We start from the raw sequence: 19,426 nt of genomic DNA on the forward strand, positions 1-19,426 counted from the left end.
CGCCCTGCGCGCGGCGTGGGGACGGCTGGCCCTGATCGTCCTATAATTCATGTTTTACTACTCATGAGCATAGCCACGATGACCGCGAACCGCCATTTTGACCCCCTGGATCGTTTGATTGTCGGCGCCGACAAGGCCTTGCGCGTCATCGCGGGCGTGGCCTCGGCCTCGCGCCCCACGCCGGCCGCGCACGCGCCCGATGCGGAGCTGAGCCCGGCCGAACAGCGCCACAGCGCCGGTTTGATGCGCGTCAACCATGTGGGCGAAGTGTGCGCGCAAGCCCTGTACAACTCGCAGGCGCGCTATGCGCACAGCCCGGCCATCCGCGCCCAGTTCGATGAGGCGGGACGCGAAGAGGAAGACCATCTGGCCTGGACGGCGCAGCGCCTGACGGAGCTGGGCTCGCGTCTGAGCCTGCTCAATCCCCTGTGGTATGCGGGTTCGTTTGCGCTGGGCACCATTGCCGCGCGCATGGGCGACGGCCGCAGCCTGGGTTTTGTGGTGGAAACGGAACGCCAGGTGGAAGCGCACCTGGCCAGCCACCTGCAGGAATTGCCGCCGCAGGACGCCAAGTCGCGCGCCATCGTCAAGCAGATGGCCATCGACGAGGTGGAACACGGCGCCGCCGCCCAGCGACTGGGCGCCATCGACACCCCGGCGCCCGTCAAGGCGTTGATGGGCATCATGGGGAAAGTGATGACGAAGACCGCGTATTACATCTAACACGTCGGCATCGCTCGGGGTAGGTCCGCTTAGCGCGCAGCGCGTAAGCCGACAACATTGTTGGCGCCGTGGGTGTCGTCGGATTACGCGCTCACGCGCTAATCCGACCTACTCCTCGATGATTTCGAACGAGTGAGTGATTTCCGCCGTCTTCGCCAGCATGATGGACGCCGAGCAATATTTGTCATGCGACAAAGCCACGGCCCGTTCCACGGCCGTCGGTTTCAGGGCCTTGCCCCGCACCGTGAAGTGGAAGTGGATCTTGGTAAATACTTTCGGATCGGTATCGGCGCGCTCGGCCTTCAGGGTCACTTCGCAGCCGTTGACGGCTTCGCGGCCCCGTTTCAGGATCAGCACCACGTCATAGGCGGTGCAGCCGCCCGTGCCCAGCAAGACCATTTCCATGGGGCGTGGCGCCAGGTTGTGGCCGCCGCCTTCGGGCGCGCCATCCATGGTCACCATGTGGCCGGAACCGGTTTCTGCCCGAAAACTCATGCCCGACGGGCCATTCCAGCTGACTTTGCATTCCATCGTACTCTCCGAAAATTGTAAGCGTTTTGTATTGTAATAGAGGAATGCCCATCCATGTGCCGGCCGCCGGCCCGCAGCCTGCCTGGATTGCGGCTTGACGCGGCACGGCAAAGCCGCTTATACTTGTCGGCTTTCCGTTCGCTCAGGAAAAGTAAATAAGGCAGAGTCCGCACAGCAACATCGGCGGAACCACCATTTGAGCGTGTAATCTATTAGGAAGTCAACATGAAAACATTTTCCGCTAAAGGACATGAAGTCCAGCGCGATTGGTTCGTGGTTGACGCGACGGACAAAGTCCTCGGACGTGTTGCCAGCGAAGTGGCACTCCGACTGCGCGGCAAACACAAACCAGAATTTACTCCTCACGTCGATACCGGCGACTTCATCGTCGTCATCAACGCAGGCAAACTGCGTGTGACCGGTACCAAAGCAACTGAGAAAATTTACTACCGTCACTCTGGCTATCCAGGCGGCATCTACGAAACCAACTTCCAGAAAATGCAACAGCGTTTTCCAGGTCGCGCGCTTGAGAAAGCGGTCAAGGGCATGCTGCCTAAAGGCCCACTCGGCTACGCAATGATCAAGAAGCTGAAAGTGTACGCGGAAGGTTCCCATCCGCACGCTGCTCAGCAACCTAAAGCACTTGTTCTCTAAGGAACTGACATGATCGGTAATTACAATTATGGAACCGGCCGTCGCAAAAGTGCAGTGGCTCGGGTTTTTATCAAAGTTGGCACAGGCTTGATCGTTGTTAACGGCAAACCAGCAAACGAATACTTTTCGCGCGAAACGGGTCTGATGGTCATCCGTCAACCTCTGGAACTGACCGGCAATGTCGAGCGTTTCGACATCAAAGTCAACGTCCATGGCGGCGGTGAGTCGGGCCAGGCTGGTGCAGTTCGTCACGGCATCACCCGCGCTCTGATCGACTACGATGCAGCGCTGAAACCGGAACTGGCGAAAGCCGGCTTCGTGACCCGCGATGCACGTGAAGTCGAGCGTAAAAAAGTTGGTCTGCGCAAAGCACGTCGCGCAAAGCAATTCTCGAAGCGTTAATTTCTACGCTACAGCGCCTTCCGGGGTGCTGGTCGAAAAGCCGCTGGACTTCGGTCCCGCGGCTTTTTTGCATTTCAGCGTGACTCTGCGTTGCGCTGTAAAATACGCGGAAAACCCGCAGGGGCAGCGTTTCCCTTCATCTTTATGCAATCTATACACAAGGAAAGAACATGATCAAAGTTGGCATCGTCGGCGGCACTGGATACACGGGCGTTGAATTGCTGCGCTTGCTCGCTACCCATCCAGATGTCGAGTTGACGGCGATTACCTCGCGCAAGGAAGATGGCTTGCCCGTTGCCGACATGTATCCTTCCCTGCGCGGCCACGTGAAGCTGGCGTTTTCCTCGCCGGACAAGGCGAATCTGGAACAGTGCGACGTGGTGTTTTTCGCCACCCCGCATGGTGTTGCGATGGCGCAAGCTCCTGCCTTGCTGGCCGCCGGCGTGAAGGTCATCGACCTGGCCGCCGACTTCCGCCTGAAAGACCAGGCCAAGTTCGAGCAGTGGTACAAGATTCCCCATACGGCGCCCGAACTGATAGCCGAGGCCGTGTACGGCTTGCCGGAACTGAACCGCGAAGACATCAGGCAGGCCAGGCTGATCGCCAACCCCGGTTGCTACCCGACCACCATGCAGCTGGGCTTCTATCCGCTGCTCAAGGCGGGTCTGGTGAATGCGGGCGGCTTGATCGCCGACTGCAAGTCGGGCGTGTCCGGCGCCGGCCGCAAGGCGGAAATCGGCATCCTGTTCTCGGAAAGCAGCGACAGCTTCAAGGCCTACGGCGTGGCCGGCCACCGCCACCTGCCGGAAACGACGGCGCAGCTGCAGCGTTTCACGGACGACAAGGTGGCGCTGACCTTCACGCCGCACCTGGTGCCGATGATCCGCGGCATGCATTCGACCCTGTACGCGCAGCTGAACAAGGATGTCAGCAATGAAGAACTGCAAGCCTTGTTCGAAGCGCAATACAAGGACGAGCCGTTCGTCGACGTGATGCCATTCGGCGCGCATCCGGAAACGCGCTCCACGCGCGGCTCGAACATGCTGCGCCTGGCCTTGCACCGTCCCGAAGGCGGCAATACCGTCATCGTGCTGGTGGTGCAGGACAACCTGGTCAAGGGCGCATCGGGCCAGGCCGTGCAGTGCATGAACTTGATGTTTGGCTTGAAAGAAACGGCCGGTTTGCAACACATCGCCCTGCTGCCATAAAAATAGGCGCCCGGGCTTGCGCAGGTCCGGCGCCTTTTTGCCGGACCTGTGCTAAATTGGACTGCCACCTACCCCGACAGGATGACGTTCATGTTCGAGCGCAACGCGAAAAATCCCATCGACACCCTGATCGGCGCTTCCACGCGGATCGAGGGCGACTTGCTGTTTTGCGGGGGCTTGCGCATCGATGGCCATGTGCGCGGCAACGTCACGGGCGAGGCGGGCGAGCCCACGCATGTGGTGCTGGGCGAGGCAGGGCGCATCGATGGCGAGGTGCGCTGTTCGAGCCTGGTCGTCAGCGGCGAGATCAACGGCCCCGTGTATGTGTCCGAAATGCTTGAAATCCAGCCCAAAGCCCGCATTGTAGGAGAGGTCTACTACAAAGTGCTGGAAATGCACAGCGGCGCATTGGTGCAAGGAAAGCTCAGTCGCCACGACAGCGCCGACCCCGTGCTGCACCTGGCCGTGTCGGAAATGTGAGCAGGAACAACACCGGCCAGCCGTGCCAGCGGCGGCCGCAGCGCGAGTTGCGCCAACAGTCTATAATGACTTAATGTTTTCTAGTAGGAGTGCCTGATATGAATGCCGTCGCTGAAATGCAAGATGTGATCCCTTCCCCTATTATCTTTACCGATAGCGCCGCCGAAAAAGTCGCGCAGCTGATCGAAGAAGAAGGCAATCCCGACCTGAAATTGCGCGTGTTCGTGCAGGGCGGCGGCTGTTCCGGCTTCCAGTACGGCTTCACCTTCGACGAAATCGTCAACGAAGATGACACCACCATGGTCAAGAACGGCGTCCAGCTGTTGATCGATTCCATGAGCTACCAGTACCTGGTCGGCGCGGAAATCGACTACAAGGATGACCTGGAAGGCGCGCAGTTCGTGATTAAAAACCCTACCGCGACGTCTACCTGTGGTTGCGGTTCGTCCTTCTCCGTTTAAGTACTAAACGGGGCAAGCAAGAAAATAGCGGATCATTGATCCGCTATTTGTGTTTCTACATCTGCTCAACGCGGATACAGCGCACCGAGCACGCGTAAGCCCGCCGCACCCGTCACGGCCGGCAAGTTGCCCGGCTTGCGCTGCGTAAAACGCCAGGCCAGCCAGGCAAACGCCAGCGCCTCGACCTGGCTGGGCGCCACGCCCAGCGCCTCTGTCGATGCCACCGCCATGCCCGGCAATTGCCCGGCCAGGGCCGCCATCAGGCTGGCGTTCTGCGCGCCGCCGCCGCATACGTACACGGTTTCCGCCTGCGCTCCGTCGCGCGCGATGGCGTGTGCTAGGCTGGCGGCCGTCAGCTGGGTCAATGTCGCCTGCACGTCGGCCGGCCGGGCGCCACGGTGATTCACCAGCTTGCCTTGCAGCCAGTCGGCGTGAAAGAGGTCGCGGCCCGTGCTTTTCGGTGCCGGCAAGTCAAAATAGGGATCGTCGAGCAAATCCGCCAGCAGGGCAGGCAAGACTTTGCCCGTGGCGGCCCAGGCGCCGTTGGCGTCATACGGCTGGCCCAGGTGCCGCAATGCCCAGCCATCCATCAGCGCATTGCCGGGGCCCGTGTCGTAGCCCGTCACCGTGCCGTCCGCGTGCAGCACGCTGATATTGCTGATGCCGCCGATATTGGCCAGCACGCGCGTGTGGCCGGGCAAGTTGAAGATGGCCTGGTGAAAAGCGGGCACCAGCGGCGCGCCCTGGCCGCCGGCCGCCACGTCGCGGCTGCGCAAGTCGGCGATGACGTCGATGCCCGTCAGTTCCGCCAGCAAGGCCGGGTTGTTCAACTGGCGCGTAAAGCCCAGCTCGGGGCGGTGACGGATGGTCTGGCCATGCGCGCCGATGGCGGCGATGGCGTCCGGGCCGATGCCCGCGTCGTTCAATAGCAGGGCGACGCAGTCGGCGTAATGGCGCACGAGCTGATTGGCTGCCAGTGCTTCGCGTTCGATTTCATTCTGGCCAGCACTTTGCAAGGCCATCAGGTCGTCGCGCAGGCTGGCGGGAAAGGGAATGTAGGCGTCGCCCAGGCTGCGCACGCCGCCATCGTCGGAAAAGTCGACCAGCGCGCCGTCGACGCCGTCCAGGCTGGTGCCAGACATCAGACCGATATACAGCATGGGGTTGTCCTTGAGTGCGTAAGTGATGGGATGCATTGTGCCGCATTTGTGCCGTACGCACGCGGGAAAAAACAAAGGCACCGGCCATCTGCATGGGCGGTGCCTTTATATGTTGCCCGAAGGCAGTGTTGCGATGTCGTTTAACGCGACGCCAGTGCCGTGTCGTTCGGACGCAGCAGGGTGAAGCGGTGCATCATGTCGGCCGACACCATGCGGAAGCGGCTCAGCTCGGCAGCCGTCAGCGGCGCCTGGGCTTGCACGTTCAGCTTGCTTGGGTCTTGTGCCACGCCGCCGACGCGGAATTCATAGTGCAAATGGGCGCCCGTGGACCAGCCGGTGGTGCCGACGTAGCCGATCACGTCGCCCTGGCTGACTTTTTGACCTTTTTTCAAGCCCGAAGCGAAGCGGCTCATGTGGGCGTAGGCGGTGCTGTAGTTGGCCCAGTGTTTCAGGACGACAACATTGCCGTAGCCGTTCTGGCTGCCGACGGAATCGACCACGCCGTCACCGGAAGCGCGGATGGGCGTGCCCGTTGCTGCGGCGAAATCGATGCCCTTGTGCGCTTTCCAGTTGCCGGAAATCGGGTGCACGCGCATGGAGAAACCGGACGAGATGCGGGAAAATTCGAGGGGGGATTTCAGGAAGGCTTTTTTGAGGGACTTGCCGTCGAAACTGTAGTAACCGCCGCCTTGCTTGCTGGCTGGGTCTTCGAACCAAACGGACTGGTAAGTCGTGCCGCGGTTGGTGAATTCACCGGCCAGGATGCGGCCCGCTCGGACAAATTCGCCATCTTGCCAGAACGTTTCGTAGACCACATTGAACGAGTCGCCGCGTTTCAGATCGGAGCGGAAGTCGATATTGGTCGAGAACATTTCCACGATTTGCGCGGAAATCGAGTCTGGCAGGCGGGTGCCGTCCAGGCTGGAGTCGGTGGCGGCGAACAGGGTGGAAGTAATCTTGCGCGCGTGCATTTCAACGCGGCGTTCCAGCTGGGCTGCCACTTCCGTGGCCACGAACTTGTCGCCCTTGCGGGTGATCAGGATGTTCTTGACCGATTTGTCGGTACCGTCGACGAGGGTGGCGCGCATCCAGTTGAGGTCGCCGTTTTCGGTCGTTTGCGCTTGCACGCGCTTGCCCGATTTCAGCAACATCACGCCGCGCGCGATCTTGTCGGTTTTGATGAAATTGGCGGCCGCCGGATCATCCACGCCGAGACGGGTCAGCAGGGTGGCGAGGGTATCGCCAGCGCGGACTTTTTCTTCGTGGGTGAAATTCTGGTCTACCTGTTCCATCGCGGAAATTTGCGAGGCGAGATCAGGCATTTCCAGGTTTTGCGCGATGGACGTGACCGGCAAGTCCGATGCGTCTGGCGCCATGGGCGACACAGCGACCGCGCCGAAGGCGGCCACGGCGAGCAGCACTGCGGACGCGCCGATAATGCGTGCCTTGCGTGTCGTCGTCAGCTGTGTGTACAAGCGTGAGCCTGTGATTTTATGTATAGGGTTCATGCAATCAGTTAAAATTTGCCCTTGAACGATTCGTGAACTAGTGCTCTTTGTTATTGTTATTTTGGTTCGTTTTCATACGGCAAGATTGATGGGATCGAGCATTATAACAAACTCCGCAAACCTACTACCATTTTGAGATCTACAGTCAAATTTTATGGAAATCAACACCACCGCATCGCCTACAAAGGCTAACGCCGCTCAGACCGCGCTTCCGCTGTCGGACAGAGTACAAGAAGCCCTCGCGATTACCAAGCGTGGCGTCGACGAACTCTTGATCGAAAGCGAATTTGCGCAAAAATTAGCGCGTTCCGAGAAAACCGGTGTTCCACTGCGCATCAAACTGGGCCTGGACCCGACTGCACCCGACTTGCATCTGGGCCACACTGTCGTGCTGAACAAGATGCGCCAGCTGCAAAACCTGGGCCATCAAGTCATTTTCCTGATCGGCGATTTTACTTCCATGATCGGCGACCCTTCGGGCCGCAACGTCACGCGTCCGCCGCTGACCAAGGAACAGATCGAGATTAACGCGATGACGTATTTCGCGCAAGCATCTTTAGTGCTGGATGCCAGCAAGACGGAAATCCGCTATAACTCCGAGTGGTGCGATCCGCTGGGCGCGCGCGGCATCATCCAGCTCGCTTCCCACTACACGGTGGCGCGCATGATCGAGCGCGACGACTTCACCAAGCGCTTCCAGGGCGGCATTCCTATTTCCGTGCATGAATTCCTGTACCCGCTGATGCAGGGCTACGACTCGGTGGCCCTGAAATCGGACCTGGAACTGGGCGGCACGGACCAGAAATTCAACCTGCTGGTGGGCCGCGAACTGCAAAAGCAGTACGGACAGGAGCAGCAGTGTATTTTGACCATGCCGCTGCTGGAAGGTTTGGACGGCGTGGAAAAAATGTCCAAGTCGAAGAATAACTATATCGGCATCACGGAACCGGGCAACACCATGTTCGCCAAGCTGATGAGTATTTCCGACGTCATGATGTGGCGCTACTACGAGCTGCTGTCGTGGCGCTCGATCGCCGAACTGGCCCAGCTGAAGCGCGAAGTCGAGGAAGGCCGCAATCCGCGCGACGCCAAGGTTGCGTTGGCGCAAGAGATCGTCGCCCGCTTCCACTCGCAGCAGGCGGCCGAAGATGCGCTGGCCGATTTCGTCAACCGCTCGAAGGGCGGCATTCCCGACGATATCCCGGAAGTGACCCTGGCCGGCGCCCCGCTGGGCATCCCGCAATTGCTGAAACAGGCGGGCCTGTGCCCGTCCACGTCGGAAGCCATGCGCAAGATCGACCAGGGCGGCGTGCGCATCGACGGCACCGTCATCAGCGACAAGGGCTTGCAAGTGGAAGCCGGTCAGTTCGTGTTGCAAGTTGGCAAGCGCAGTTTCGCGCGCGTCACCTTGACGGCATGATCGCGCTGCTGCAACGTGTTACCCAGGCGAAAGTCGATGTCGGCGGCGCCACCGTCGGCGCCATCGACGCTGGCCTGATGGTGCTCGTGTGCGCCGAGCGGGGCGATACGGAGAAGGAAGCGGACGCCTTGCTGACCAAACTGCTCGGCTACCGCGTGTTTGCCGACGAGGCGGGCAAGATGAACCGCAGCGTGACGGACGTGGCCGGCGGCTTGCTGCTGGTGCCGCAGTTCACCCTGGCGGCCGACACCAAGTCCGGCACGCGCCCGTCGTTCACGCCGGCGGCCGCGCCGCAGGATGGTTTGCGCCTGTTCACGCATTTCGTGGACCAGGCGCGCGGCCGCCATGCGACCGTGCAAACGGGACAGTTCGGTGCCGACATGCAGGTGTCGCTGACGAATGACGGGCCCGTGACATTCTGGCTGCAAGTGAACGCTAAATAAGTACAAAACAATAACTACAAGGGGAGCAAGCGATGAAATTGTGGAGCGAGACGTTTCGTGATGGCGGCCTGATGCCGGCTGACCATGCCTTTGCCGAGATCGATCCGGCCAACCGCGTGCGCCTCGCCGGCAACCGCAATCCCCACCTGGCCTGGGACGAGGTGCCCAACGGCACCGAGTCGCTGGCCCTGTTCTGCATCGACCCCGATGCGCCGCAAGACGCCAGCCTGGTCAACCGCGACGACCAATCCCTGCCGCTGACGGCGCCGCGCGGCGACTTTTATCACTGGAGCTTGCTCGACTTGCCGCCCGCCATGCGTTCTATTGCTGCCGGAGAATTTTCCAGCGGCATCACGCCGCGCGGCAAGGCCGCAAGTGCTGGGCTACGCCAGGGCATCAACGACTACACGGCCTGGTTTGCCGGCGATGCCGCCATGGCCGGCGACTATTACGGCTATGATGGCCCATGCCCGCCGTGGAATGACGAGCGCATCCACCATTACATCTTCCGCCTGTATGCGCTCGACGTGCCGCAGCTGGCCTTGCCCGAGCGCTTTACGGGGCAGCAAGCGCATGCCGCGCTCTACGGCCACATCCTCGACGAAGCCCAGCTCGTCGTCGCCTACTCGCTCAACCCCGAGCTGGCACTTACTCTGAAGAAATAAAGCATGAGCACCACGATTTTATTGATACGCCATGGCGAAACGGCCTGGAATGCGGGCCGCCGCCTGCAGGGCCATATCGACATCGCCCTGAACGAGGCGGGCCTGGCGCAAGCGGCCGCACTGGGACAGGCGCTGGCGGACGAACCGCTGGCCGCCATCATCGCCAGCGACTTGCAGCGCGCGCAGCAGACGGCGCAAGCCGTGGCCGACGTGCAAGACTTGCCCGTGCAGACGGACCCCTTGCTGCGCGAGCGCTGCTATGGCGCTTTCGAAGGCTTGCTGTACGCGGACATCGCCGCGCGCTATCCGCACGAGTATGCGCAGTGGCAATCGCGCCAGATCGATGCCGTGATGCCGTCGGGCGAGCGCGACGCGGAGAGTTTCCGCCAGTTCTATGCGCGCGCGAATGGCGCCATCGCCCGCTGGGCCCGGCAATACGACGGCCAGACGATCGCCATCGTCGCCCACGGCGGCGTACTCGAGTGCGCTTACCGCGAGGCGGTCGGCATGACGCTCGACAGCCCGCGCGACTTCCAGGTCAAGAATGCCAGCGTCAACCGGTTTTCATATGCGGACGGCAAGCTGCATTTGGTGCACTGGGGAAACATCGAGCACCTGAGCGCGCCCGCGATGGACGAGCTGGGCTAAGGCCCCATCCTCACTCTGACGCACTGAGCCAAAAAAATAGTGCTTATTAATTAGGCAGGGAATCGGTTAAAATAGCAGGTTCCTCCGTCCATTCCAGGTTCTTCAGTGCAAATCGGCCCTCACATTCTGCGCAACAATGTTTTCGTCGCTCCCATGGCGGGCGTGACGGATCGGCCTTTCCGCCAGTTGTGCAAGCAGCTGGGTGCCGGCTATGCCGTGTCGGAAATGGCGGCGTCGAATCCGCGCCTGTGGGCAACGGAAAAAAGCGCGCGCCGCACGGACCACGACGGCGAAATGGAGCCGAAAGCCGTGCAGATCGCCGGCGCCGATCCGCAAGACCTGGCCGACTGCGCCAAGTTCAACGTGGACCGTGGCGCGCAGATCATCGACATCAACATGGGTTGCCCCGTGAAGAAGGTGTGCAACAGCTGGTGCGGTTCGGCCCTGCTGCAAGATGAAAGCCTGGTCGAAAAGATCCTGCACGCCGTCGTCAATGCCGTCGACGTGCCCGTCACCCTGAAATTTCGCACGGGCTGGAACCGTTCCAACAAGAATGCTCTCACCATCGCCCGCATCGCCGAGCAAGCGGGCATCCAGATGCTGACCTTGCACGGCCGCACGCGCGCCGATGGCTACAAGGGCGATGCCGAATATGAAACCATTGCCGCCGTAAAAGCCTCGGTGGGCATCCCCGTGGTGGCCAACGGCGACATTACCAGTCCGGAAAAGGCCCGCTTTGTGCTCGATCAAACGGGCGCCGATGCCGTCATGATCGGCCGCGCGGCGCAGGGTCGGCCGTGGATTTGCCGCGAAATCGACCATTTCCTGCGCACCGGCACCTTGTTGCCGGCGCCGTACGTGGATGAAGTGCGTACCTTGATGGATGAGCATTTGCGCGCCCATTACGCGTTTTATGGCGAGTTCCTCGGCGTGCGCACGGCGCGCAAGCATATCGGCTGGTACGTCAAGGATCTGGAAGGCGGCGAAGCGTTCCGTCAGGAAATGAACTTGCTGGAGTCGACGGACGCGCAATTGCTGGCCGTCGATCAATTTTTTGAGTCGCAATGGAAATTTGGCGAACGGTTACAATACCGCCTCTCCGAATCCAGTGAAAGTGGCCTGGTAGAAACGGCCACGGCAGCATGAGCAGATAGCAACAAGCAGGGTAAACCAGTTAGCAGCAGTACAAGGGCGAGCGCCTATACAGAGCGTCATGCAATATTAATTACAACACCGAGGCAAGAGGGCAGCACGCGGACCGCATGAGCGACGCGGCGCCGGATGGCCAGGTGTTCAGCCGGTTGAAGCATAAAAATGAGCAAAGAAAGCATTCAGGAAGTCGTACAGAAAAGTCTAGAAGATTACTTCAATGACCTGGGCGAACAGCAAGCATCGAATATCTACGACATGGTCGTGCTGACCGTGGAAAAGCCCATCCTGGAAGTCGTGATGACACGCGCCGATGGCAACCAGTCGCACGCCGCGCAGATGCTGGGCATCAACCGCAATACCCTGCGCAAGAAATTGCAGGAGCACGGTTTGCTGTAATGCCGGCATGCAAGTGACGCCAAGATTTGAATCCGCCGCCGCGGCCCCAGCCTGATAGCTGACTGCTGCGCCATTCGCCAAGAACACTTAACCACCTAGCCACAGCCATGATCAAACAAGCTCTCCTCTCCGTTTCCGACAAGACCGGCGTTCTCGACTTCGCCCGCGCCCTGTCCGCCCTCGGCGTCAACCTCCTGTCCACCGGCGGCACCGCCAAATTGCTGGCAGACAACGGTGTTCCCGTCACGGAAGTTGCCGATTACACGGGTTTCCCGGAGATGCTCGATGGCCGTGTGAAGACCCTGCACCCGAAAGTGCACGGCGGTATCCTGGCGCGCCGCGATTTCCCTGAGCACATGTCGAAACTGGTCGAGCACGACATGCCGACCATCGACATGGTGGTGGTCAACCTGTACCCGTTCCAGGGCACGGTCGCCAAGGCCGATTGCACCCTGGAAGACGCGATCGAAAACATCGATATCGGCGGCCCGACCATGCTGCGTTCGGCGGCCAAGAACCACAAGGACGTGGTCGTCATCTGCGATCCGACCGACTACGACGCGGTGCTGGCGGAAATCCGCTCGGCCGACGGCAAGGCAGGCGACGTCAGCTACGACACCAAATTCATGCTGGCGAAAAAAGTCTTTGCGCACACGGCGCAATACGATGGCGCCATCACCAACTACCTGACCAGCCTGGGCCCGACGAAGGTGCACGCCGAGCGCGGCGCCTATCCGCAAATCCTCAACGTTGCATTTGAGAAAGTGCAAGACATGCGCTACGGTGAAAACCCGCACCAGAGCGCCGCCTTCTACCGCGACCTCGTCACCACCGATGGCGCGCTGGCCAACTACCGCCAGCTGCAAGGCAAGGAATTGTCGTACAACAACATCGCCGACGCCGATGCGGCCTGGGAATGCGTGAAGAGCCTGGGCGGCTTCGAACAAAGCGCCGCCTGCGTCATCGTCAAGCACGCGAACCCATGCGGCGTGGCCCTGGGCAAGAACGCGGCTGAAGCGTATGCGCGCGCCCTGCAGACGGACCCGACCTCGGCATTCGGCGGCATCATCGCGTTTAATACCGAACTGGACGGCGCCACCGCCGGCGAAATCGCCAAGCTGTTCGTCGAAGTGCTGATCGCCCCGTCGTTCTCCGCCGAAGCGAAACAGATTTTGTCGAGCAAGCAAAACGTGCGCATGCTGGAAATTCCGCTGGGCAGCGGCGTCAACGCCATGGACTTCAAGCGCGTGGGCGGCGGTCTGCTGGTGCAATCGCCGGACGCGAAAAACGTCGGCATCGGCGACTTGCGCGTGGTCAGCAAGCTGCAGCCGACGCCGCAGCAATTGTCCGACCTGATGTTCGCCTGGAAAGTGGCAAAATTCGTCAAGTCGAACGCCATCGTCTTCTGCGGCAATAACATGACCCTGGGCGTGGGCGCCGGCCAGATGAGCCGTATCGATTCCGCCCGCATCGCTTCCATCAAGGCGCAAAACGCGGGCCTGTCGCTGACCGGTTCCGTGGTGGCGTCGGACGCCTTCTTCCCGTTCCGCGACGGCCTCGACGTCGTCGTCGACGCGGGTGCGACCTGCGTCATCCACCCGGGCGGCTCCATGCGCGACCAGGAAGTGATCGATGCGGCGGACGAGCGCGGCGTGGTCATGTTGTATACCGGAACGCGTCACTTCCGTCATTGATAGTGAAGAGTAGGTCGGATTAGCGGTAAGCGTAATCCGACATGCGGCTTCTCGATAAGGTACTCAGCGGCAGGCACCGGTTATTCACCGGTGCCTGCCGTATTCATTATAGAATCTGGCGATGATTATTCTTGGCATCGATCCTGGCCTGCGCACGACCGGCTTTGGGGTCATTGAAAAACACGGCAACAAGCTGCGCTATATCGCGTCGGGGACCGTCAAGACGGGTTCCGAAGGGGAATTGCCGCCGCGCCTGAAAGTCATCCTGCGGGGCGTGAGCGAAATCGTCGGCACCTACCAGCCCGATTGCGCGGCCATCGAAAAAGTGTTTGTCAACGTCAACCCCCAATCGACCTTGCTGCTGGGCCAGGCACGGGGCGCGGCCATTTGCGCGCTGGTCCACGCCGACCTGTCGGTGGCCGAATACACGGCGCTGCAAGTGAAACAGGCCGTCACGGGCCATGGCAAGGCGGCCAAGGAGCAGGTACAGGAGATGGTATCCCGGCTGCTGTCCTTGCCTGGTTTACCCGGCACGGATGCGGCCGATGCGCTGGGCGTGGCCATTTGCCACGCCAACAGCATCGATGCGCTGGCCATGCTCGGCGCGCTGGCGCCACAGCTGCAGGGCTTGCGCATGAAGCGCGGCCGTTTAGTAGGTTAACTGCGACATGGCCCTCATAATCAATAAAAACTACGATACACAACATTAGGAACACGCGATGATAGGCCGTCTCTCCGGTATTTTGCTTGAAAAAAATCCGCCACAATTGCTGGTCGATTGCCAGGGCGTTGGCTATGAAGTCGACGTGCCGATGAGCACCTTTTACAACCTGCCCCACGTGGGCGAAAAAGTCGTGCTGTTTACGCACCAGGCTATCCGCGAAGATGCGCATTTGCTGTTTGGCTTCGGCAATGCGGCCGAGCGCGCCGTGTTCCGCCAGTTGATCAAGATCACGGGCGTGGGCGCGCGCATGGCGCTGTCCATCCTGTCCGGCATGACGATTGCCGACCTGGCGCAGGCGATCACCCTGCAGGATTCCGGCCGCCTGGTGAAAGTGCCTGGCATCGGCAAGAAGACGGCCGAACGGCTGCTGCTGGAATTGAAGGGCAAGATCGGTGCGGATCTCGGTCCGCTGGGTGCGCACGCGGCGCCCGATGCCCAATCGGACATCCTCAATGCGCTGGTCGCTCTCGGTTATTCGGACAAGGAAGCGCTGGCCGCCGTGAAAAACGTGCCGGCTGGCAGCGGCGTGTCGGACGGCATCAAACTGGCGCTGAAAGCGCTGTCGAAAGGCTGATAACGCATGAGCATCCAGACCGACAGCTTCACGGAACAGCGCATCATCGACGCGGCGCCCATCTCGCACAACGAAGAGGCCATCGAACGGGCCCTGCGCCCCAAGCAGCTCGACGAATATGTGGGGCAGGAAAAGATCCGCGACCAGCTGGAAATCTTCATCACGGCCGCGCGCCAGCGCAAGGAAGCGCTCGACCACACCTTGCTGTTCGGTCCGCCGGGCCTGGGCAAGACGACCTTGGCGCACATCATCGCGCGCGAAATGGGCGTCAATCTGCGCCAGACGTCCGGCCCCGTGCTCGAGCGCCCGGGCGACCTGGCGGCGATCCTGACGAACCTGGAAGCGAACGACGTCCTGTTCATCGATGAAATCCATCGCCTGTCGCCCGTGGTGGAAGAGATTCTGTATCCGGCCCTTGAGGATTATCAAATCGATATCATGATCGGCGAAGGCCCGGCCGCCCGCTCCGTCAAACTCGATCTGCAACCGTTTACATTAGTGGGTGCCACCACGCGCGCGGGCATGCTGACCAATCCGCTGCGCGACCGCTTCGGCATCGTGGCGCGGCTGGAGTTCTACAACACGGGCGAACTGACGAAGATCGTCACGCGCAGCGCCGCCCTGCTGAAGGCGCCGATCGACCCGGAAGGCGCGCATGAGATCGCCCAGCGCGCGCGCGGCACGCCGCGCATCGCCAACCGCCTGCTGCGCCGCGTGCGCGATTTCGCCGAGGTCAAAAGCAATGGCGACATCACCAAGGTGGTGGCCGACCGCGCGCTGGCCATGCTCGACGTCGATTCCGCCGGTTTCGACGTGATGGACCGTAAATTGCTCGAAGCCGTGCTGTTCAAGTTCGGCGGCGGCCCCGTCGGCATAGGGAATCTGGCGGCGGCCATCGGCGAGGCGGCCGACACCATCGAAGACGTGCTGGAACCGTATCTGATCCAGCAAGGTTTCCTGCAGCGCACGCCCCGTGGCCGGGTCGCCACGCCGGCTGCCTACCTGCACTTCGGCGTCAGCGCGCCGCGCATGGGCCCGGGCGGCGAAGCGTGGGAACTGTGATGGCGGAAGCTGGTGAGCAAGCGAGCGTGGGTATGCAGATCTGGATCGACGCCGATGCCTGCCCCGTGGTCATCAAGGAAATCCTGTACCGCGTCGCCGACCGCCTGGAATTGCCGCTCACCCTGGTGGCAAACCAGGGCTTGCGCGTGCCGCCGTCGCGTTTCATCCGCACCGTGCAAGTGCCGTCCGGCGCCGACGTGGCCGACCAGGAAATCGTGCGCTTGCTCAATCCCGGCGACCTCGTCATCACGGGCGACATTCCGCTGGCTGCCGATGTGCTCACCAAGGGCGGTTTTGCGCTGAACCCGCGCGGCGAGTTCTATACGAAAGACAATATCGCCCAGCAACTGACGATGCGCGCCTTCATGGAAGAATTGCGCAGCGGCGGCGTCGATACGGGCGGCCCTGCCGCCTTCAGCCAGTCGGACCGGCAACAGTTCGCCAACAGCCTGGACCGGCATCTGAGCAAGCATCACCGCAAGCCGGCAGCGCCGCAGACGTAAAAAAACCGGCGCAAGCCGGTTTTTTCATGCGCATGCAGCTTAACGCATGACTTTGCGCGTGCCCACCACTTCCACCGTCACGCGGCGGTTCTTGGCGCGGCCGGCGGCACTCGTGTTGTCGGCCACGGGCTGGGTTTCTCCCTTGCCTTCCGTGTAGACGCGGCTCGTCTCGACACCCTGCGCCACCAGATAAGCCTTGACGGCTTCGGCGCGGCGCAAAGACAGCTTCTGGTTGTAGGCATCCGGACCGACGGCATCCGTATGGCCGACCGTGACGATCACTTCCAGATCCATGCCCGTCAATTGACCGAGCAGCTGCTCCAGCGCCGCCTTGCCTTGCGGCTTGAGCGTCGATTGATCGAAATCAAACAGCGCTTCGGAAGCAAACGATACTTTTTCCGACACGGGCGCCGGCGCCGGCTTCACTTCGGCCACAGGGGCCGGCATGGTTTCGCTGATGGGGGGCAATGCCGCCGGCACCGGCTGGTAGGCTGGCATGGCGCTGGCCGGACGGCCCAGTTTATACACGAGGCTGACGGAATACAGGTCCGCATCGCCGCGGTTGCCGACGGCATCGTTCAAGCGATAACGCTCGACTTCGCCGCGCAGTGCCAGCGCTTCGCTGAACTTGTATTCGAGGCCCAGGCCCAGCTTGGCATTGAGCTTGCGCTCGCTGGCATGCGTGTTCGTTGAACCCAGCAGGCGGTTGCCGCTGAATTCCGTGTTCGTCTTCGTGTAATGCATGCCGACACGGCCCAGCAACGACAAACGCTGCGACAGCGGCAGCTGGCCCAGCAAGTCCAGGTTCACGCCGCGAAAGGCCGCTTGTCCGTTGAGCACGCCGTTGCCGCTGGTGGTGGACTGGAAATCGAACTTGCCCAGGTCAAAGTAGCCCCCTTCCACGGCGACATACTGGTTCAGTTGGCGGCCGACAAACAATTTATAGCCGGTGTCGCGCTGGTCCTTGCTGAAACCGGTGACGCTTTCGCCGTTCGCCGCCAGGCTGGCGCGCAGGCGCGGCTCGTCGATGGTGGTGCGCGACTGGCCCACGCCCGCGCCGATGTACCAGGCGCTGTTGGCCCAGTCCGGGTTGATGAAGGTGTTGTCCTGCGCCTGCGCCGATTGCGCCGCCAGCAAGGCGCCGGTCATCACGCTCAGCGCGCCCAGTGTGTGTGCGATAGTCATGGTCATGTCCCGTTTATTTGGTGATCTGGTTGTTGCGCAGGGTAACGGCGGCAGCCGTCAGCACGCGGCCATTGAGCAGGGTCGTGTTGTCGCCCACCGTGATGGCGGCCGACTGGCCCAGGATATTGCCCTTGAAGACGCTGTTGGCGGCCAGGGTGGTCGGGCCGACAGGCAGCCAGGTGACGTTGTCGGCCGTGGCGCCATTGTTCAGGGCCACCACCGAATTGACGGTCGAATCGAGCGTCAATGCCGTACGGAAGATGTACACGCCGGGACCGTTCAGGGTCAGGGTGCCCGTGATGCTGATGGCGCCCGCATAGCAATACACGCCGGGACCGAAGGTCTGGCCGCCCAGGTCGATGCCGCCGGCAAAGCTGACGTCGCAAGCCCGGCTATTGCCGTCCGTGATCGCCGCTTGCAGGTCCGTCATGGCGCCGGCCAGGATGGCGCCCGACTTGTAATTGGTAAAGCCAGCCGCCTGGGTCGGATCGACCGTTTGCGATGGCGCACCGACGTCGCCCGTGATCAGGGTGGTGCCGCCCGAATTGTTGGTGATCGAAGTGCCGGCCAGCACGCCGAACGGTGCCGCGCGGCCCAGGATGATCGGGTTGAGGACGGGCGGGATGGCGACAGCCGTGACGGTCAGCAGCGCGCTGCCCGACTGGCCACCGGCCGTGGCCGTGATATTGCTGGTGCCGGCCGTGATGCCGGTGGCGATGCCCGTGTTCAGTACCGTGGCGGTGGCGATGGTGCCCGAAGTCCAGGCGGCGCTGTTGGTGATGACGGCATTCGAGCTGTCCGAATAAGTTGCCGTGGCAACGAATTGCTGTACGCCGCCGACGGCGATGCTGGCGTTGGCTGGCGTGACGGCGATGCTGACCAGGGTGGCGGCAGGCACCGTGACGGTGGTGCTGGCCGTCTTGCCGTTGAAGCTGGCGTTCATGACGCTGCTGCCAAAGGCAACGCCGGTGACGAGGCCGCCGCTGGCGACGCTGGCAAAAGCGGGTGTGACGGCAACGAAGCTGCTGCCGGCCGTGACGTCAGCGGTGCTGTTATCCGAATACGTGGCAATGACGGCCAGCTGGCGCGTCGCGGCGACGGGGATGATCGGGTTTTGCGGCGTGACGGCGATCGACAGCAGGGTCGCTGGCGTGACGGTCAGCACGGTGCTGGCCGTCAGCGTGCCCGTGGTGGCCGTGATCTGCGAGGTGCCGGCAATCTTGCCGAGCGCCAGGCCGCCAGCGGCGATGCTGGCGGTGGCCGGGTTGGCGGAGGCAAAGGCCGACACGGCCGTGACGTCGCGCGTGGCGCCGTCGCTGAAGCTGCCGGTCACCGCGAATTGCTGTGTTGCGGCGATGGCGATCGATGGCGCGAGCGGCGTGATGGCGATCGCCGTCAAGGTGGCCGGCGAGACGGTCAACTGGGCCGCTGCGCTCTTGCCGTCGAACGCGGCGCTGATGCTGCTGCCGCCGGCAGCGATGCCGGTGCTCAAGCCTGTGGCGGCATTGACTGTCGCGCTGGCCGGCGTGGCCGACGTCCAGGCCGCCTTGGCGCTGACGTCTTGCGACGAGCCGTCGCTATACGTGGCGATGGCCGTAAATTGCTGGCCGGCACCGATGGCGACCGTGGCTGTGGCTGGCGTGACGGCCAGGCTGGACAAGGTGGCGCCCGGCAAGCCGAGGATGGGATCGCGTCCCTGGTCGCCGCCACCGCCGCAACCGGCAAGGGCCGCCATGGCCAGCAAACCGGCCGAGACGAGCAGCGGGTTCAGATATCGCTTGAAGAGATTCATATAGTTCCTTTGTGCATGGCAATCATTGCCGGGCATCCGCT

22 protein-coding genes are annotated in these 19,426 nt (G+C 61.9%); 17 read left to right on the forward strand and 5 right to left on the reverse strand.

The annotated features are described in order from the left end of the window. Positions 1-78 precede the first annotated feature (78 nt). Positions 79-723 carry a 2-polyprenyl-3-methyl-6-methoxy-1,4-benzoquinone monooxygenase gene (gene coq7 / locus AC07VH_RS24115; RefSeq protein WP_099665519.1) on the forward strand — a complete coding sequence of 215 codons (645 nt, stop codon included), beginning with the start codon at positions 79-81 and terminating at the stop codon, positions 721-723. A gap of 108 nt (positions 724-831) precedes the next feature. On the opposite strand, the gene AC07VH_RS24120 is transcribed toward coq7, so the two are convergent. Next, the gene (locus tag AC07VH_RS24120; protein WP_475414619.1) at positions 832-1,254 is read right to left on the reverse strand and encodes an OsmC family protein; all 423 of its coding nucleotides are present in this window, start codon (positions 1,252-1,254) and stop codon (positions 832-834) included. A gap of 225 nt (positions 1,255-1,479) precedes the next feature. Between AC07VH_RS24120 and rplM the strand changes: the two genes are divergently transcribed. From rplM to erpA, 5 genes are all read left to right on the forward strand, one after another. Further along, positions 1,480-1,908, forward strand: coding sequence for a 50S ribosomal protein L13 (gene rplM / locus AC07VH_RS24125; protein ID WP_010393282.1), 429 nt, complete (start codon positions 1,480-1,482; stop codon positions 1,906-1,908). A 9-nt stretch (positions 1,909-1,917) separates the two neighbouring features. Continuing rightward, the gene (gene rpsI / locus AC07VH_RS24130) at positions 1,918-2,310 is read left to right on the forward strand and encodes a 30S ribosomal protein S9 (RefSeq protein ID WP_010393285.1); all 393 of its coding nucleotides are present in this window, start codon (positions 1,918-1,920) and stop codon (positions 2,308-2,310) included. A gap of 170 nt (positions 2,311-2,480) precedes the next feature. Beyond that, positions 2,481-3,518 carry an N-acetyl-gamma-glutamyl-phosphate reductase gene (argC, locus tag AC07VH_RS24135; RefSeq protein WP_494788534.1) on the forward strand — a complete coding sequence of 346 codons (1,038 nt, stop codon included), beginning with the start codon at positions 2,481-2,483 and terminating at the stop codon, positions 3,516-3,518. A gap of 90 nt (positions 3,519-3,608) precedes the next feature. Then, positions 3,609-3,998, forward strand: coding sequence for a bactofilin family protein (locus AC07VH_RS24140; protein ID WP_326458174.1), 390 nt, complete (start codon positions 3,609-3,611; stop codon positions 3,996-3,998). Positions 3,999-4,096: 98 nt separating this feature from the next. Further along, the gene (gene erpA, locus AC07VH_RS24145) at positions 4,097-4,459 is read left to right on the forward strand and encodes an iron-sulfur cluster insertion protein ErpA (RefSeq protein WP_029496047.1); all 363 of its coding nucleotides are present in this window, start codon (positions 4,097-4,099) and stop codon (positions 4,457-4,459) included. Between the two features lie 65 nt (positions 4,460-4,524). Here the strand turns inward: erpA and AC07VH_RS24150 are convergent, their stop codons facing one another. Next, positions 4,525-5,619 carry an anhydro-N-acetylmuramic acid kinase gene (locus AC07VH_RS24150; RefSeq protein WP_494788535.1) on the reverse strand — a complete coding sequence of 365 codons (1,095 nt, stop codon included), beginning with the start codon at positions 5,617-5,619 and terminating at the stop codon, positions 4,525-4,527. Positions 5,620-5,759: 140 nt separating this feature from the next. Beyond that, positions 5,760-7,127: a M23 family metallopeptidase gene (locus tag AC07VH_RS24155; protein WP_070289999.1), complete on the reverse strand. Its 1,368-nt coding sequence runs from the start codon at positions 7,125-7,127 to the stop codon at positions 5,760-5,762. A 154-nt stretch (positions 7,128-7,281) separates the two neighbouring features. Between AC07VH_RS24155 and tyrS the strand changes: the two genes are divergently transcribed. The 11 genes from tyrS to AC07VH_RS24210 all read left to right on the forward strand — a co-directional run bounded on the left by tyrS (position 7,282) and on the right by AC07VH_RS24210 (position 16,408). Then, on the forward strand, positions 7,282-8,547 hold the full coding sequence (gene tyrS / locus AC07VH_RS24160; protein WP_152253547.1) for a tyrosine--tRNA ligase: 1,266 nt from the start codon (positions 7,282-7,284) through the stop codon (positions 8,545-8,547). Continuing rightward, a complete protein-coding gene (gene dtd / locus AC07VH_RS24165; protein WP_070290004.1) occupies positions 8,544-8,990 on the forward strand; it encodes a D-aminoacyl-tRNA deacylase in 447 nt (148 codons plus the stop codon). The genes tyrS and dtd overlap by 4 nt, the downstream gene beginning before the upstream one ends. Positions 8,991-9,022: 32 nt before the next feature. Then, positions 9,023-9,655, forward strand: coding sequence for a YbhB/YbcL family Raf kinase inhibitor-like protein (locus AC07VH_RS24170; RefSeq protein WP_475414623.1), 633 nt, complete (start codon positions 9,023-9,025; stop codon positions 9,653-9,655). A 3-nt stretch (positions 9,656-9,658) separates the two neighbouring features. Further along, positions 9,659-10,303, forward strand: coding sequence for a histidine phosphatase family protein (locus AC07VH_RS24175; RefSeq protein WP_489628907.1), 645 nt, complete (start codon positions 9,659-9,661; stop codon positions 10,301-10,303). Positions 10,304-10,408: 105 nt separating this feature from the next. Then, the gene (gene dusB, locus AC07VH_RS24180) at positions 10,409-11,449 is read left to right on the forward strand and encodes a tRNA dihydrouridine synthase DusB (RefSeq protein ID WP_494788536.1); all 1,041 of its coding nucleotides are present in this window, start codon (positions 10,409-10,411) and stop codon (positions 11,447-11,449) included. A 168-nt stretch (positions 11,450-11,617) separates the two neighbouring features. Continuing rightward, on the forward strand, positions 11,618-11,851 hold the full coding sequence (locus tag AC07VH_RS24185) for a helix-turn-helix domain-containing protein (protein WP_008445162.1): 234 nt from the start codon (positions 11,618-11,620) through the stop codon (positions 11,849-11,851). A 107-nt stretch (positions 11,852-11,958) separates the two neighbouring features. Then, entirely contained in the window at positions 11,959-13,545 is a 1,587-nt protein-coding gene (gene purH / locus AC07VH_RS24190) for a bifunctional phosphoribosylaminoimidazolecarboxamide formyltransferase/IMP cyclohydrolase (protein ID WP_475414626.1), read from the forward strand. A gap of 121 nt (positions 13,546-13,666) precedes the next feature. Beyond that, positions 13,667-14,206 carry a crossover junction endodeoxyribonuclease RuvC gene (ruvC, locus tag AC07VH_RS24195; RefSeq protein WP_058050917.1) on the forward strand — a complete coding sequence of 180 codons (540 nt, stop codon included), beginning with the start codon at positions 13,667-13,669 and terminating at the stop codon, positions 14,204-14,206. A 58-nt stretch (positions 14,207-14,264) separates the two neighbouring features. Continuing rightward, complete coding sequence (gene ruvA / locus AC07VH_RS24200) at positions 14,265-14,843, forward strand: Holliday junction branch migration protein RuvA (protein ID WP_034784779.1); 579 nt, start codon at positions 14,265-14,267, stop codon at positions 14,841-14,843. Positions 14,844-14,849: 6 nt separating this feature from the next. Further along, positions 14,850-15,905 carry a Holliday junction branch migration DNA helicase RuvB gene (gene ruvB / locus AC07VH_RS24205; protein ID WP_070312419.1) on the forward strand — a complete coding sequence of 352 codons (1,056 nt, stop codon included), beginning with the start codon at positions 14,850-14,852 and terminating at the stop codon, positions 15,903-15,905. Between the two features lie 32 nt (positions 15,906-15,937). Next, positions 15,938-16,408: a YaiI/YqxD family protein gene (locus AC07VH_RS24210; protein ID WP_077399560.1), complete on the forward strand. Its 471-nt coding sequence runs from the start codon at positions 15,938-15,940 to the stop codon at positions 16,406-16,408. A gap of 39 nt (positions 16,409-16,447) precedes the next feature. Here AC07VH_RS24210 and AC07VH_RS24215 read toward each other — a convergent pair whose 3' ends face one another. Next, complete coding sequence (locus AC07VH_RS24215; RefSeq protein WP_494788537.1) at positions 16,448-17,593, reverse strand: OmpA family protein; 1,146 nt, start codon at positions 17,591-17,593, stop codon at positions 16,448-16,450. Between the two features lie 13 nt (positions 17,594-17,606). Then, the gene (locus AC07VH_RS24220; protein WP_494788538.1) at positions 17,607-19,385 is read right to left on the reverse strand and encodes an ice-binding family protein; all 1,779 of its coding nucleotides are present in this window, start codon (positions 19,383-19,385) and stop codon (positions 17,607-17,609) included. Between the last annotated feature and the right edge of the window lie 41 nt (positions 19,386-19,426).

It is taken from the genome of Janthinobacterium sp. GW821-FHT03C10, assembly GCF_059420865.1.